At 58.7% G+C, this 16,948-nt stretch carries 2 protein-coding genes; one reads left to right on the top strand and one right to left on the bottom strand.

Annotated elements, in window-relative coordinates; all coding sequences use genetic code 11:
* Nucleotides 1–8: 8 nt before the first annotated feature.
* Nucleotides 9–15,200: an Ig-like domain-containing protein gene (locus tag CWC46_RS08930; protein ID WP_101377485.1), complete on the bottom strand. Its 15,192-nt coding sequence runs from the start codon at nucleotides 15,198–15,200 to the stop codon at nucleotides 9–11.
* 352 nt (nucleotides 15,201–15,552) lie between these two features.
* Between CWC46_RS08930 and CWC46_RS08925 the strand changes: the two genes are divergently transcribed.
* Nucleotides 15,553–16,902, top strand: coding sequence for a TolC family outer membrane protein (locus tag CWC46_RS08925; RefSeq protein ID WP_021016936.1), 1,350 nt, complete (start codon nucleotides 15,553–15,555; stop codon nucleotides 16,900–16,902).
* The last annotated feature ends 46 nt before the right edge of the window (nucleotides 16,903–16,948 follow it).

Here is a 16,948-nt window from a genome sequence, read left to right as displayed (position 1 = left end):
ATGCACAATCAAGCCGCACTGGGTTCTGGTTTGCTAATCAAACTCTCTACTGAAGGCAGTACGCCATGATAGTGATCCAACGTGATAGAGACATCCGGCGTACCACCACTTGCTCCATTAAACTGCCCTTGCGTGCTCACCTCTATGGTAGGAGAATCAGCACTCTCTGTAATACGAATATAGTGGCTAATATCAGTTCCTGATTTCAGTTCCCCTACCAGATCACTTAGATCAATCCGATCACCCTCACCAGGATTAAAATCTTTAATCACATCATGGCCGGTATCACCAGATTGCCAGGTAAAGGTATCTGCGCCAGCACCACCGGTCAGAATATTATTACCGGAGCCGCCAATCAGGATATCATCCCCAGAACCGCCGTAAAGGATATCATTACCCATACCACCATTAAGCACATCATTACCACCCTGACCAAACAGGATATCGTTTCCCACACCACCATTCAGAATGTCATTACCATCATGTGATGACGAAAGATCGAACTCTGCGCTATGTCCGGAAATGTAGTTATGCATTTCCTGAACCGTCAATGACGCTCCCGTGGAGGTATTGAGCTTACCAGCAATATAATGCTGCAACGCCGTCAGCCCATTTCCTTCAATCCCATCAAAGGTAACCGAATCACCAAACAGTATATCGTTGCCGCTGCCACCGGATAACGTATCATCGCCCGCCATTGCAGGCTGATTACTACCGAGAATCGCATCATTTAACTGAGTGGGATCAATGTGATCCTGCACTACGCCATCCGAATCATAATTCACCAAGCTAGCCGCATTCAGAGAATCCCCGATGCCGATCGCTTCTACCGTAGAGACATTCTGCAACAGTGCAAATGCGTCCTGAGAGTTGGTTATTGTTGAATGCGTCGTGCTGTTTCCGGTGCCATCCAGATAAGATATTTCATAAGTACCATCTCCTTCGGCATTGACATGACCAATAACCGAGCGATAGACCTGGTTACCCCATCCCTGAGAGTACGAATAAACATCGCCGTTAGTGTCAATCACTTCTCGGGCCGCCCCCATGATATTCATGGAATAGGACTGCCCTTGCTGGTAATCAATATTGTCGATGTTCAGTGTTTGTGTTTGCCACCAGCTATTACTGACAACGGCAGAATCCGTTTCACCATTCTGATAGAATGTTGGCTCACCATCGGTAATAAAATAGGTCAGATTGGTGCCCTGATTATGGGTCACCGTATCACTCAGGAACCAATTGGCTGCGGTTTTAAACACATCCTCATAATTGGTCCCGCCGCCTGAAATCATCGAACCTAACACAGCCGTAAGACTGGACAATGCATTAGGATCAGCCAGGTTTACTGATACCGTTTGCCCGACCTGCGAATCAAAATCAGCCAAAAAGACATTGACGGTCCCCGCAGAACTACCGCTGGCACTATGAATCAGGCTGTTAAATACATCGGTTAATGATGTGATAGCTTTAGCCACATTCTCTGTCGACATGCTGCCAGAGGAATCCACCAGAAACGCAATATTGTAATTCTGACCATCAACGATTTGCAGTCCGGACACATCACCCACAACTATATCGTTACTGTGTGTACCAGTTATGGTATCACTACCGGAAGTACCTACGGTGACAGCATATTGCTCTACCGATTGAGACGAATAGCCGGTGGCGGAATCATAATTCGCCTGCTCAGTCGCCGTTGCCTGAGCAACAACATCAAATTGCCCCGCATCTACCGGCACCTGTAGTGTTATCTGGCCGGCAAGCGAATCAACGTGCAATGAGTTGGGGATCAGATAGGCGCCATCAGCGCCAATCGTTACCGTGACGTTATTGATATGATCAATTAGCACCGTACCTTCGGGTATACCTGTCAATGTGATTCCCGACAAGCTTTCACTGCCATCCGTATCCGTCAACGCCGCAGAGACCGTGATGGTATGTTCCTGATAGCCGGCCTGACCCGTTACCGTTTCCTCAGAAGTCGAGGAAGCATCGGCGCTCTTGATAGTACCGTCACCATAAATAATACCGTCAAGTTTATTAGCGCCACCGATCAGCGCTACATCGTGATAAGTCACATTGACGGAATCAAAAGTGTTCACCGATGTATCAGCATTATTATTTGTCCCGACAGTGTCGTTATAACCGTCAGCTTGTGTGCCTTGGATGAAAATATAGTCTGACTTGACCCCTGACGACTCACTCCCGGTATTCCCTGTCACCGCATTTAAGGTACGATAATTGCCATCCTGCACATATCCACTGCCCTCATGCACCACAAAGATGTCGGTATAGTCTCGACTACCGCTGACATTCCCCTGGTTGTAGTAAACCACTTCACCATTGCCCACGATTTCCGGCACCGGATCACCAGGAGAAAGCCAGACACGCACCCCATCACCGATTCTGACAATCACACCATCCTGTACATCAAAACCACCGGGCTGTTCGCTGCCGCCATTGACCTTGATGTAAGTCGGCGTTTCTGCAACGGTATCACCACTGGTAATCGTCAAAGAGACATCCGGGGCATCGGCCACCGGCGTGATATTAACGGAGAGTGTGGCCGTATCCCCATGATTTCCCGCATCATCCACTGGCTGATATGCCATGCCCGTCAGATCAGCACCAGAAACATTGGCGGCAGGGACAAATCGCAGTTCAAAATCTGCCGACGTAAAGGTCTGCCCGATAGAAACCGCTTTCCATTGCCCATGATCGTTAAAATACAACGTTCCTGTACTGGTATCAGGAAGAGAAGAAATCACAATGCTGCTGGTATCACCGGACGTACCAAGGTCACTCCAACTGATGGAGACCGGGGTATCTTCCGTACCCGTTACTATCTGGTCATGTCCCACTGGTCCGGTAATATCCAGGGTGGCACTGTCCGTATCACTAGCGTGATTACCTGACGGGCTGGTGGCTGTCGCCACCACGGTAACCTGCCCCTCAGCCAGTGTGCTGAGATCAGCATGAAGACTCCATTGCCCTTCTACGACCTGTACATTATTTACCGTCACTGATTTACCATTTGCATCAGTAAACACCAGATCGACGACGCTCTCACTACTGGTACCACCCACTGCGGTATTAGCCAATTCACCCTGACTGATATAACCGTCATTACCAGCAAATTCAGTAATAGCGACATCCGGTTCAGCAGTATCGACCGTATAAGATCGATCGGCAGTGGCGGTCATAGTGTTACCCGCTTCATCCTGTGTGGTTACCGCGGCACTAATCTGACTATGCATTGCCAGCACACTGCCAAGTATGCTAACACTCCAACTGATACCATCGGCATTCACGATAGTGGCGTAAGTCCGGTCACCAACGGTGACAATAACCGTATCCCCCGCCTGTACATCTTTTCCTACTGAACCACTGATGGTTTGAGTCTGCTCGCTTTCTGCCTCGTTCAGCGTATTGTCCGCCGTCACTGGATCGATGGTGATGCTTGCCTCCGGCGCGCTGGTATCCACCTGATAGGCGTGATCGGCGGTCGCGGTGGCGGGATTACCGGCGGTGTCCGTAGTCGTGACCGCCGCCTGAATCGCGGTGTTCGTTGCCAGTACGCTGCCCGGCACGCTGACACTCCATACCCGGCTGCCGTCGCCGGCCGTAGTGACCTGGGTCTGGTAGGTCGCCGAACCGATAGTGACGGTGACGGTGTCGCCCACCTGCACATCGTTGCCGACGGTGCCGCTCACCGTCTGGTTCTGTCCGGCTTCCGCCTGATTCAGAACATTATCCGCCGTCACTGGATCGATGGTAATGCTGGCGTCCGGTGCCGTGGTATCCACCTGATAGGCGTGATCGGCCGTGGCGCTGGCCGGGTTACCGGCGGCATCGGTCGTCGTGACAGTGGCCTGAACAGTGGCGTTCGTCGCCAGTACGCTACCGGGCACGCTGACACTCCATACCCGGCTGCCATCGCCGGCACTGGTGACCTGGGTCTGGTAGGTCGCCGAGCCGATGGTCACCGTGACGGTGTCGCCCACCTGCACATCGTTACCCACCGTGCCGCTGACGGTCTGGTTCTGTCCGGCTTCCGCGGCATTAATCGTGTTGTCGGCGGTCACCGCATCAATACTGATGCTGGCGTCCGGTGCCGTGGTATCCACCTGATAGGCGTGATCGGCGGTGGCAGTGGCCGGGTTACCGGCGGCATCGGTCGTCGTGACGGTGGCCTGAATCGCGGCGTTCGTTGCCAGCACACTGCCGGGCACGCTGACGCTCCACACCCGGCTGCCGTCACCGGCCGTAGTGACCTGGGTCTGGTAGGTCGCCGAGCCAATGGTCACCGTGACGGTGTCGCCCACCTGCACATCGTTGCCCACCGTGCCGCTGACGGTCTGGTTCTGTCCGGCTTCGGCGGCATTAATCGTGTTATCCGCCGTCACCGCATCAATACTGATGCTGGCGTCCGGCGCCGTGGTATCCACCTGATAGGCGTGATCGGCGCTCGCGGTAACACTGTTACCCGCCGCATCGGTCGTCGTGACGGTGGCCTGAATAGCGGCGTTCGTTGCCAGTACGCTACCCGGCACGCTGACGCTCCATACCCGGCTGCCGTCGCTGGCGGTAGTGACCTGGGTCTGGTAGGTCGCCGAGCCAATGGTCACCGTGACGGTGTCGCCCACCTGCACATCGTTACCGACGGTGCCGCTGACGGTCTGGTTCTGTCCGGCTTCCGCGGCATTAATCGTATTATCCGCCGTCAGCGCATCGATGGTAATACTGGCCTCCGGCGCCGTGGTATCGACCTGATAACTGTGGTCGGCGCTCGCGCTGGCGGGATTACCGGCCGCGTCGCTGGTGGTGACCGTGGCCTGAATGGCGGCGTTCGTTGCCAGCACACTACCGGGCACGCTGACGCTCCATACCCGGCTGCCGTCACCGGCACTGGTGACCTGGGTCTGGTAGGTCGCCGAGCCGATGGTCACCGTGACGGTGTCGCCCACCTGCACATCGTTACCCACCGTGCCGCTCACCGTCTGGTTCTGTCCGGCTTCGGCGGCATTAATCGTGTTGTCGGCGGTCACCGCATCAATACTGATGCTGGCCTCCGGTGCCGTGGTATCGACCTGATAGGCGTGATCGGCGCTCGCGCTGGCGGGATTACCGGCCGCGTCGCTGGTGGTGACCGTGGCCTGAATGGCGGCGTTCGTTGCCAGCACACTGCCCGGCACGCTGACGCTCCATACCCGGCTGCCGTCACCGGCACTGGTGACCTGGGTCTGGTAGGTCGCCGAGCCGATGGTCACCGTGACGGTGTCGCCCACCTGCACATCGTTACCGACGGTGCCGCTGACGGTCTGGTTCTGTCCGGCTTCGGCCTGATTCAGAACATTATCCGCCGTCACTGGATCGATGGTAATACTGGCGTCCGGTGCCGTGGTATCGACCTGATAGGCATGATCGGCCGTGGCAGTGGCGGGATTACCGGCGGCGTCGCTGGTGGTGACCGTGGCCTGAATGGCGGCGTTCGTCGCCAGGATACTGCCCGGCACGCTGACGCTCCATACCCGGCTGCCGTCACTGGCGGTAGTGATCTGGGTCTGGTAGCTCTGGCTGCCGATGGTGATGATCACGGTGTCGCCCACCTGCACATCGTTACCCACCGTGCCGCTCACCGTCTGGTTCTGTCCGGCTTCCGCGGCATTAATCGTGTTATCCGCGGTCACCGCATCAATACTGATGCTGGCCTCCGGCGCCGTGGTATCGACCTGATAGGCATGATCGGCGCTCGCGGTAACACTGTTACCGGCCGCGTCGGTCGTCGTGACCGTCGCCTGAATGGCCGCGTTCGTCGCCAGCACGCTGCCGGGCACGCTGACGCTCCATACCCGGCTGCCATCGCCGGCACTGATCACCTGGGTCTGGTAACTCTGGCTGCCAATGGTCACCGTGACGGTGTCGCCCACCTGCACATCGTTACCCACCGTGCCGCTCACCGTCTGATCCTGTCCGGCTTCCGCCTGATTCAGAACATTATCCGCCGTCAGCGTATCGATGGTAATACTGGCGTCCGGCGCCGTGGTATCCACCTGATAGGCATGATCGGCCGTGGCGGTGGCAGGATTGCCCGCCGCATCGGTCGTCGTGACCGTCGCCTGAATGGCACTCTGCCCGGCCAGCACGCTGCCCGGCACGCTGACACTCCATACCCGGCTGCCATCGCCGGCACTGGTGACCTGCGTCTGGTAGCTCTGGCTGCCGATGGTGATGATCACGGTGTCGCCCACCTGCACATCGTTACCCACCGTGCCGCTGACGGTCTGGTTCTGTCCGGCTTCCGCGGCATTAATCGTGTTATCCGCGGTCACCGCATCAATACTGATGCTGGCCTCCGGCGCCGTGGTATCCACCTGATAGGCGTGATCGGCGCTCGCGGTAACACTGTTACCGGCGGCGTCGGTCGTCGTGACGGTGGCCTGAATGGCGGCGTTCGTTGCCAGCACACTGCCGGGCACGCTGACGCTCCATACCCGGCTGCCGTCACCGGCACTGGTGACCTGGGTCTGGTAGGTCGCCGAGCCGATGGTCACCGTGACGGTGTCGCCGACCTGCACATCGTTACCCACCGTGCCGCTCACCGTCTGGTTCTGTCCGGCTTCGGCGCCATTAATCGTGTTGTCGGCCGTCACCGCATCAATACTGATGCTGGCCTCCGGCGCCGTGGTATCCACCTGATAGGCATGATCGGCGCTCGCCGTGGCGGGATTACCGGCCGCGTCGGCAGTCGTGACGGTGGCCTGAATGGCCGCGTTCGTCGCCAGTACACTGCCCGGCACACTGACGCTCCATACCCGGCTGCCGTCGCTGGCGGTAGTGACCTGGGTCTGGTAGCTCTGGCTGCCGATGGTGATGGTGACGGTGTCGCCGACCTGCACATCGTTACCCACCGTGCCGCTCACCGTCTGGTTCTGTCCGGCTTCGGCGGCATTAATCGTGTTGTCGGCGGTCACCGCATCAATACTGATGCTGGCCTCCGGCGCCGTGGTATCGACCTGATAGGCGTGATCGGCCGTGGCGCTGGCCGGGTTACCGGCGGCATCGGTCGTCGTGACGGTGGCCTGAATCGCGGCGTTCGTTGCCAGCACACTGCCGGGCACGCTGACGCTCCATACCCGGCTGCCGTCGCCGGCGGTAGTGACCTGGGTCTGGTAGCTCTGGCTGCCGATGGTGATGGTGACCGTGTCGCCGACCTGCACATCGTTACCCACCGTGCCGCTCACCGTCTGATCCTGTCCGGCTTCGGCGGCATTAATCGTGTTATCCGCGGTCACCGCATCAATACTGATGCTGGCCTCCGGCGCCGTGGTATCCACCTGATAGGCGTGATCGGCGCTCGCGGTGGCGGGATTACCGGCCGCATCGCTGGTGGTGACCGTCGCCTGAATGGTCGCATTCGTTGCCAGTACGCTGCCCGGCACGCTGACGCTCCACACCCGGCTGCCGTCACCGGCGCTGGTCACCTGGGTCTGATAAGTCTGGCTACCGATGGTCACCGTGACCGTGTCGCCGACCTGCACATCGTTGCCCACCGTGCCGCTCACCGTCTGGTTCTGTCCGGCTTCCGCGGCATTAATCGTGTTATCCGCCGTCACCGCATCAATACTGATGCTGGCCTCCGGCGCCGTGGTATCCACCTGATAACTGTGGTCGGCGGTGGCGCTGGCGGGATTACCGGCCGCATCGCTGGTGGTGACAGTGGCCTGAATCGCGGCGTTCGTCGCCAGTACGCTGCCGGGTACACTGACACTCCACACCCGGCTGCCGTCGCCGGCCGTAGTGACCTGGGTCTGGTAGCTCTGGCTGCCAATGGTCACCGTGACGGTGTCGCCGACCTGCACATCGTTACCCACCGTGCCGCTCACCGTCTGGTTCTGTCCGGCTTCCGCCTGATTCAGAACATTATCCGCCGTCACTGGATCGATGGTAATGCTGGCCCCCGGCGCCGTGGTATCCACCTGATAACTGTGGTCGGCGCTCGCGCTGGCCGGGTTACCGGCGGCGTCGCTGGTGGTGACCGTCGCCTGAATCGCGGCGTTCGTTGCCAGTACGCTGCCGGGTACGCTGACGCTCCATACCCGGCTGCCGTCACCGACGCTGATCACCTGGGTCTGGTAACTCTGGCTGCCAATGGTCACCGTGACGGTGTCGCCCACCTGCACATCATTGCCGACGGTGCCGCTGACGGTCTGGTTCTGTCCGGCTTCCGCCTGATTCAGAACATTATCCGCCGTCACTGGATCGATGGTAATACTGGCGTCCGGTGCCGTGGTATCGACCTGATAGGCATGATCGGCCGTGGCAGTGGCGGGATTACCGGCGGCGTCGCTGGTGGTGACCGTGGCCTGAATGGCGGCGTTCGTCGCCAGGATACTGCCCGGCACGCTGACGCTCCACACCCGGCTGCCGTCACTGGCGGTAGTGATCTGGGTCTGGTAGCTCTGGCTGCCGATGGTGATGATCACGGTGTCGCCCACCTGCACATCGTTACCCACCGTGCCGCTCACCGTCTGGTTCTGTCCGGCTTCCGCGGCATTAATCGTGTTATCCGCGGTCACCGCATCAATACTGATGCTGGCCTCCGGCGCCGTGGTATCCACCTGATAGGCGTGATCGGCCGTGGCGCTGGCCGGGTTACCGGCGGCGTCGCTGGTGGTGACCGTCGCCTGAATGGCGGCGTTCGTCGCCAGTACGCTACCGGGCACGCTGACACTCCATACCCGGCTGCCATCGCCGGCACTGGTGACCTGGGTCTGGTAGGTCTGGCTACCGATAGTGACGGTGACGGTGTCGCCCACCTGCACATCATTGCCCACCGTGCCGCTGACGGTCTGGTTCTGTCCGGCTTCCGCGGCATTAATCGTGTTATCCGCGGTCACCGCATCAATACTGATGCTGGCCTCCGGCGCCGTGGTATCGACCTGATAGGCGTGATCGGCGCTCGCGCTGGCGGGATTACCGGCGGCGTCGCTGGTGGTGACCGTGGCCTGAATGGCGGCGTTCGTTGCCAGCACACTGCCGGGCACGCTGACGCTCCATACCCGGCTGCCGTCACCGGCACTGGTCACCTGGGTCTGGTAACTCTGGCTGCCAATGGTGATGATCACGGTGTCGCCGACCTGCACATCGTTGCCCACCGTGCCGCTGACGGTCTGGTTCTGTCCGGCTTCCGCGGCATTAATCGTGTTATCCGCGGTCACCGCATCAATACTGATGCTGGCCTCCGGCGCCGTGGTATCCACCTGATAGGCGTGATCGGCACTCGCGGTAACACTGTTACCGGCCGCGTCGGCAGTCGTGACGGTGGCCTGAATGGTCGCATTCGTCGCCAGTACGCTACCCGGCACGCTGACACTCCATACCCGGCTGCCGTCGCCGGCGGTAGTGACCTGGGTCTGGTAGCTCTGGCTGCCGATGGTCACCGTGACGGTGTCGCCCACCTGCACATCGTTACCGACGGTGCCGCTGACGGTCTGGTTCTGTCCGGCTTCCGCCTGATTCAGAACATTATCCGCCGTCACTGGATCGATGGTAATGCTGGCGTCCGGTGCCGTGGTATCCACCTGATAGGCGTGATCGGCCGTGGCGCTGGCCGGGTTACCGGCGGCATCGGTCGTCGTGACAGTGGCCTGAACAGTGGCGTTCGTCGCCAGTACGCTACCGGGCACGCTGACACTCCACACCCGGCTGCCATCGCCGGCGGTAGTGACCTGGGTCTGGTAGGTCGCCGAGCCAATGGTCACCGTGACGGTGTCGCCGACCTGCACATCGTTACCGACGGTGCCGCTGACGGTCTGGTTCTGTCCGGCTTCCGCCTGATTCAGAACATTATCCGCCGTCACTGGATCGATGGTAATGCTGGCGTCCGGTGCCGTGGTATCCACCTGATAGGCGTGATCGGCGGTGGCAGTGGCCGGGTTACCGGCCGCGTCGCTGGTGGTGACCGTGGCCTGAATGGCGGCGTTCGTTGCCAGCACACTGCCCGGCACGCTGACGCTCCATACCCGGCTGCCGTCACCGGCACTGGTCACCTGGGTCTGGTAGGTCGCCGAGCCGATGGTCACCGTGACGGTGTCGCCCACCTGCACATCGTTACCGACGGTGCCGCTGACGGTCTGGTTCTGTCCGGCTTCGGCGGCATTAATCGTGTTGTCGGCGGTCACCGCATCAATACTGATGCTGGCCTCCGGCGCCGTGGTATCGACCTGATAGGCGTGATCGGCCGTGGCAGTGGCGGGATTACCGGCGGCGTCGCTGGTGGTGACCGTGGCCTGAACAGCGGCGTTCGTTGCCAGTACGCTACCGGGCACGCTGACGCTCCATACCCGGCTGCCGTCGCCGGCGGTAGTGACCTGGGTCTGGTAGGTCGCCGAGCCGATGGTCACCGTGACGGTGTCGCCGACCTGCACATCGTTACCCACCGTGCCGCTGACGGTCTGGTTCTGTCCGGCTTCCGCCTGATTCAGAACATTATCCGCCGTCAGCGTATCGATGGTAATGCTGGCCTCCGGTGCGCTGGTATCTACCTGATAGGCATGATCAGCCGTGGCGGTGGCGGGATTGCCCGCCGCATCGCTGGTGGTCACCGTGGCCTGAATGGCGGCGTTCGTCGCCAGTACACTGCCCGGCACGCTGACACTCCATACCCGGCTGCCGTCACCGGCTGTAGTGACCTGGGTCTGGTAGGTCGCCGAGCCGATGGTCACCGTGACGGTGTCGCCCACCTGCACATCGTTGCCGACGGTGCCGCTGACGGTCTGGTTCTGTCCGGCTTCCGCGGCATTAATCGTGTTATCCGCCGTCAGCGCATCAATACTGATGCTGGCCTCCGGCGCCGTGGTATCGACCTGATAGGCATGATCGGCGCTCGCGCTGGCGGGGTTACCGGCGGCGTCGCTGGTGGTGACGGTGGCCTGAATCGCGGCGTTCGTTGCCAGTACGCTGCCCGGCACACTGACGCTCCATACCCGGCCGCCGTCACCGGCACTGATCACCTGAGTCTGGTAACTCTGGCTGCCAATGGTCACCGTGACGGTGTCGCCCACCTGCACATCATTGCCCACCGTGCCGCTCACGGTCTGGTTCTGCCCGGCTTCCGCGGCATTAATCGTGTTATCCGCGGTCACCGCATCAATACTGATGCTGGCCTCCGGCGCCGTGGTATCGACCTGATAGGCATGATCGGCGCTCGCCGTGGCGGGATTACCGGCCGCGTCGGCAGTCGTGACGGTGGCCTGAATAGCGGCGTTCGTTGCCAGTACGCTGCCCGGCACGCTGACGCTCCATACCCGGCTGCCGTCACCGGCACTGGTCACCTGGGTCTGGTAGGTCGCCGAACCAATGGTCACCGTGACGGTGTCGCCGACCTGCACATCGTTACCCACCGTGCCGCTCACCGTCTGGTTCTGTCCGGCTTCGGCGGCATTAATCGTGTTATCCGCCGTCACCGCATCAATACTGATGCTGGCCTCCGGCGCCGTGGTATCCACCTGATAGGCGTGATCGGCGCTCGCGCTGGCGGGGTTACCGGCGGCGTCGCTGGTGGTGACCGTGGCCTGAATGGCGGCGTTCGTCGCCAGGATACTGCCCGGCACACTGACGCTCCATACCCGGCTGCCGTCACCGGCGGTAGTGACCTGCGTCTGGTAGGTCGCCGAACCGATGGTCACTGTAACCGTGTCGCCGACCTGCACATCATTGCCCACCGTGCCGCTGACGGTCTGATCCTGCCCGGCTTCCGTGGCATTAATCGTGTTGTCGGCCGTCACCGCATCAATACTGATGCTGGCCTCCGGCGCCGTGGTATCGACCTGATAACTGTGGTCGGCGGTGGCGGTGGCCGGGTTACCGGCCGCATCACTGGTGGTGACGGTGGCCTGAATGGCACTCTGCCCGGCCAGTACGCTACCGGGCACGCTGACGCTCCACACCCGGCTGCCGTCACCGGCGCTGGTCACCTGGGTCTGATAAGTCTGGCTACCGATGGTCACCGTGACGGTGTCGCCCACCTGCACATCGTTACCGACGGTGCCGCTGACGGTCTGGTTCTGTCCGGCTTCCGCGGCATTAATCGTGTTGTCGGCCGTCACCGCATCAATACTGATGCTGGCCTCCGGCGCCGTGGTATCGACCTGATAACTGTGGTCGGCGGTGGCGGTGGCCGGGTTACCGGCCGCATCGCTGGTGGTGACGGTGGCCTGAATGGCACTCTGCCCGGCCAGCACGCTGCCCGGCACGCTGACGCTCCACACCCGGCTGCCGTCACCGGCGCTGGTCACCTGGGTCTGGTAGCTCTGGCTGCCGATGGTGATGGTGACGGTGTCGCCGACCTGCACATCGTTACCCACCGTGCCGCTCACCGTCTGGTTCTGTCCGGCTTCGGCGGCATTAATCGTGTTGTCGGTGGTCAGCGCATCAATACTGATGCTGGCCTCCGGCGCCGTGGTATCCACCTGATAGGCGTGATCGGCGCTCGCGCTGGCGGGATTACCGGCCGCGTCGGCAGTCGTGACGGTGGCCTGAATCGCGGCGTTCGTTGCCAGCACACTGCCGGGTACGCTGACGCTCCACACCCGGCTGCCGTCGCTGGCGGTAGTGACCTGGGTCTGGTAGGTCGCCGAGCCGATGGTCACCGTGACCGTGTCGCCCACCTGCACATCGTTGCCCACCGTGCCGCTGACGGTCTGGTTCTGTCCGGCTTCCGCCTGATTCAGAACATTATCCGCCGTCACTGGATCGATGGTAATGCTGGCGTCCGGTGCCGTGGTATCCACCTGATAGGCGTGATCGGCCGTGGCGCTGGCCGGGTTACCGGCGGCATCGGTCGTCGTGACAGTGGCCTGAACAGTGGCGTTCGTCGCCAGTACGCTACCGGGCACGCTGACACTCCACACCCGGCTGCCATCGCCGGCGGTAGTGACCTGGGTCTGGTAGGTCGCCGAGCCAATGGTCACCGTGACGGTGTCGCCGACCTGCACATCGTTACCGACGGTGCCGCTGACGGTCTGGTTCTGTCCGGCTTCCGCCTGATTCAGAACATTATCCGCCGTCACTGGATCGATGGTAATGCTGGCGTCCGGTGCCGTGGTATCCACCTGATAGGCGTGATCGGCGGTGGCAGTGGCCGGGTTACCGGCCGCGTCGCTGGTGGTGACCGTGGCCTGAATGGCGGCGTTCGTTGCCAGCACACTGCCCGGCACGCTGACGCTCCATACCCGGCTGCCGTCACCGGCACTGGTCACCTGGGTCTGGTAGGTCGCCGAGCCGATGGTCACCGTGACGGTGTCGCCCACCTGCACATCGTTACCGACGGTGCCGCTGACGGTCTGGTTCTGTCCGGCTTCGGCGGCATTAATCGTGTTGTCGGCGGTCACCGCATCAATACTGATGCTGGCCTCCGGCGCCGTGGTATCCACCTGATAGGCGTGATCGGCCGTGGCGCTGGCCGGGTTACCGGCCGCATCGGTCGTCGTGACGGTGGCCTGAACAGCGGCGTTCGTTGCCAGTACGCTACCGGGCACGCTGACGCTCCATACCCGGCTGCCGTCGCCGGCGGTAGTGACCTGGGTCTGGTAGGTCGCCGAGCCGATGGTCACCGTGACGGTGTCGCCGACCTGCACATCGTTACCCACCGTGCCGCTGACGGTCTGGTTCTGTCCGGCTTCCGCCTGATTCAGAACATTATCCGCCGTCACTGGATCGATGGTAATGCTGGCGTCCGGTGCCGTGGTATCCACCTGATAGGCGTGATCGGCGGTGGCAGTGGCCGGGTTACCGGCGGCATCGGTCGTCGTGACCGTGGCCTGAATGGCGGCGTTCGTTGCCAGCACACTGCCGGGCACGCTGACGCTCCATACCCGGCTGCCGTCACCGGCACTGGTGACCTGGGTCTGGTAGGTCGCCGAGCCGATGGTCACCGTGACGGTGTCGCCCACCTGCACATCGTTACCGACGGTGCCGCTGACGGTCTGGTTCTGTCCGGCTTCGGCGGCATTAATCGTGTTGTCGGCGGTCACCGCATCAATACTGATGCTGGCCTCCGGCGCCGTGGTATCCACCTGATAGGCGTGATCGGCCGTGGCGCTGGCCGGGTTACCGGCCGCATCGGTCGTCGTGACGGTGGCCTGAATAGCGGCGTTCGTTGCCAGTACGCTACCGGGCACGCTGACGCTCCATACCCGGCTGCCGTCGCCGGCGGTAGTGACCTGGGTCTGGTAGGTCGCCGAGCCGATGGTCACCGTGACGGTGTCGCCGACCTGCACATCGTTACCCACCGTGCCGCTCACCGTCTGGTTCTGTCCGGCTTCGGCGGCATTAATCGTGTTGTCGGCCGTCACCGCATCAATACTGATGCTGGCCTCCGGCGGTAATGTATCTACCTGAGTGGTTACCTGTCCGCCACTTCCCACATTTCCCGCTTGGTCGGTATAACTACCATCTGCAACGCTTACCGTCACCAACCCTTCAAAATTGGAACTCGGCGTCAATACTGCCGTCCAGTGCGTTGGGTCATTGGGATCCTGCAATAAATCAGAGACAATACCGTTATTAACGGTAATATCACTCAGGTCAAAACCGACCGGTGCTTCAGTAAATTGAAAATTGAGGGAACCATCGCGATTAAACGTAATGACAATAGAAGGAGATGTTGTATCACTGGGAATTGATGTTTCCTGAATTTGTGCAGCCAGCAAATTAGGATCAGTCAGACTGGGAATATCCGTTACAGAATTAGTAATACCTGTCGTATCAAAACCAGCCGTAGGATCGACAATTTTACCTGTCAGGTTCAGCATGATGTCAGTTGTTGAATGTCCACCGCCACCATCACCAGCCTCGCCGATATCCCCATTACCGGCACCAGCAGCTGTGGCTTCCAACACCTGTGTAGGGTCCGCGCCCTGAGCAATAGCTTCCTGTAACGCCGCGACGTCCGCAGTGGGATCTGGCTGTTGTGACGTAATATCGGTTCCATCTCCCCATCGGCTGTCACGTCCCAAATCAAGCGTATGGCCATCAGGTAACAAAATGGAAACAGCACCGGCATTTCCGGTAACGACTTCTTCTCCATTGTAAATACGATCGCCTGCGACTAGCTGGCGCTGTGTACCATCTGAAGCGACAACGAATACCTGGCCAATAACAAATCTAATGGTGCCGATAACGCTACTAGCCATAGTACCCCCTTGATATATCCAATTATTTTTTTTGAACAATTCGATTTGACCAAGAAGTCACATTATCACATTGATAAGAAAAACTAATTAATTCAATATGTGTAATGCTATTCTCTCAACGTCAACCTCTTGACTCTCTGCCTAATATAATAAAAAATTCGGAACATTCTTACTAAAATTTACTTTTTTAAAACAACCAACGCGCGATATTCGCAACGATTATTTCCAATAAATTCTCAACACATTGATATTAATATGTTTTATTTTTTAATTAAGGAATAACTTTCTGTAACTATTCATTGAAAGTGTAAGGATATTTTTAACCTAAGTATACGTAGAGGAAAAAGTTTTAATGCCACATAAATACTCGTTTGTTCTGCTACCGTTACTAATGGCCTCATCCATGTCTTTCGCCGACACGCTGCGAGAAGCCATTGAGGATACACTTCATACACATCCTGAAGTCAGTGCTGCCATTAATAGTCGGCTATCTGCTGAGCAGGATATGCGTTCAGCCGAAGGTGGTTATCTACCCAACATTTCTGCCAACGCTGGGATAGGTAAAGAGAATACAGACAGTGCTTCTACCCGGGCGCTAGGGACTGACTCAGATAAACTCAACCGACGTGAATCCAGTATTAGTCTAAGCCAGATGGTTTTTGATGGTTTTGCAACGTCCAGTGAAGTAGGTCGGCAAAAGGCCACCGTCAATTCCCGAGCTTATAAAGTATTGAATACCAGTGAAAACCGGGCGTTGGACGCTATCCAGGCATATCTGGATGTCTTGCAACGTCAGGAGTATGTCCGCCTGGCGGAGGCAAATCTGCTCAGCCATGAACGTATCTACGATCAAATCAAGTTGCGGACAGAGCAAGGTGTTGGAAGGCTGGCGGATTTGGAACAGGCTCAAGCCAGGTTGGCACAGGCACGTAATAATGCTTTGACAGAAAAGACCAACCTGACCGATTCCCAGACAACCTATTACAGTACCATTGGTAAAGAGCCGGAAAATCTACAGATACCAACCCAGAGTGCGTCGCAACTACCTGACTCTTTGGATAAAGCACGTAAAATCATGCTGACTAATAGTCCAATTCTGAAATCAGCAGAAGCAGATATTATTGCCACAGAAAAACAGTATCAGGCGTCCAAAGCCGGGTTTTACCCCCGAGTTAACGTTGAATTATCTCGCTCGATGGGTGACAACATTGATGGTGCTCGTGGGACAGATAACGAATGGCAGGCTATGCTGAGAATGCGATACAACCTGTATGAAGGCGGAAGCACTAAAGCCACTATGGAATCAAAAGCTTATCAGGTAAAAGAAGCTCAGGATGTGCGTAATAATACCCTTCGTTTACTGAATGAAGAGCTTAGACTGGCTTGGTCCGCAGTAAATAACGCACGACAACAGTTGCCCATAGCGGAAGAATACGCCGAACGTAGTCAACAGGTACGTAATGCCTATCAAAAGCAGTTCAGTCTGGGGGAACGCACTCTGCTGGACGTACTGGACAGTGAAAATGAGCTTTTTACCGCACAACGGCGCATGGTTGAAATTCGGTTTACTGAAATGTTCAGCGAATACCGTTTAAAAGCCCGTATGGGAAATTTATTAGCAAGCCTGTCCATTCCTGCACCTGCAGCCAGCCAAAGCCTGAGTGAGGTTAAAACCCAAGTCGAACTGCCTAGTTTAAACTAACCGGTTAATTGCTTGTCGTATGCAGGCCGGAAACCATCTTAAGTAA

The sequence above is a fragment of the Prodigiosinella confusarubida genome (assembly GCF_002847015.1).
Taxonomy (GTDB): domain Bacteria; phylum Pseudomonadota; class Gammaproteobacteria; order Enterobacterales; family Enterobacteriaceae; genus Prodigiosinella; species Prodigiosinella aquatilis.
Note: the sequence above shows the minus strand (reverse complement) of the source record. Positions and strands in the feature narration are given on the sequence as shown.

What these genes read in the sequence shown, in the direction of transcription:
- CWC46_RS08925 (WP_021016936.1), top strand. Translation starts at nt 15,553, where the DNA reads ATGCCACATAAATACTCGTTTGTTCTGCTACCGTTACTAATGGCCTCA.
- CWC46_RS08930 (WP_101377485.1), bottom strand. Translation starts at nt 15,200, where the DNA reads ATGGCTAGTAGCGTTATCGGCACCATTAGATTTGTTATTGGCCAGGTA.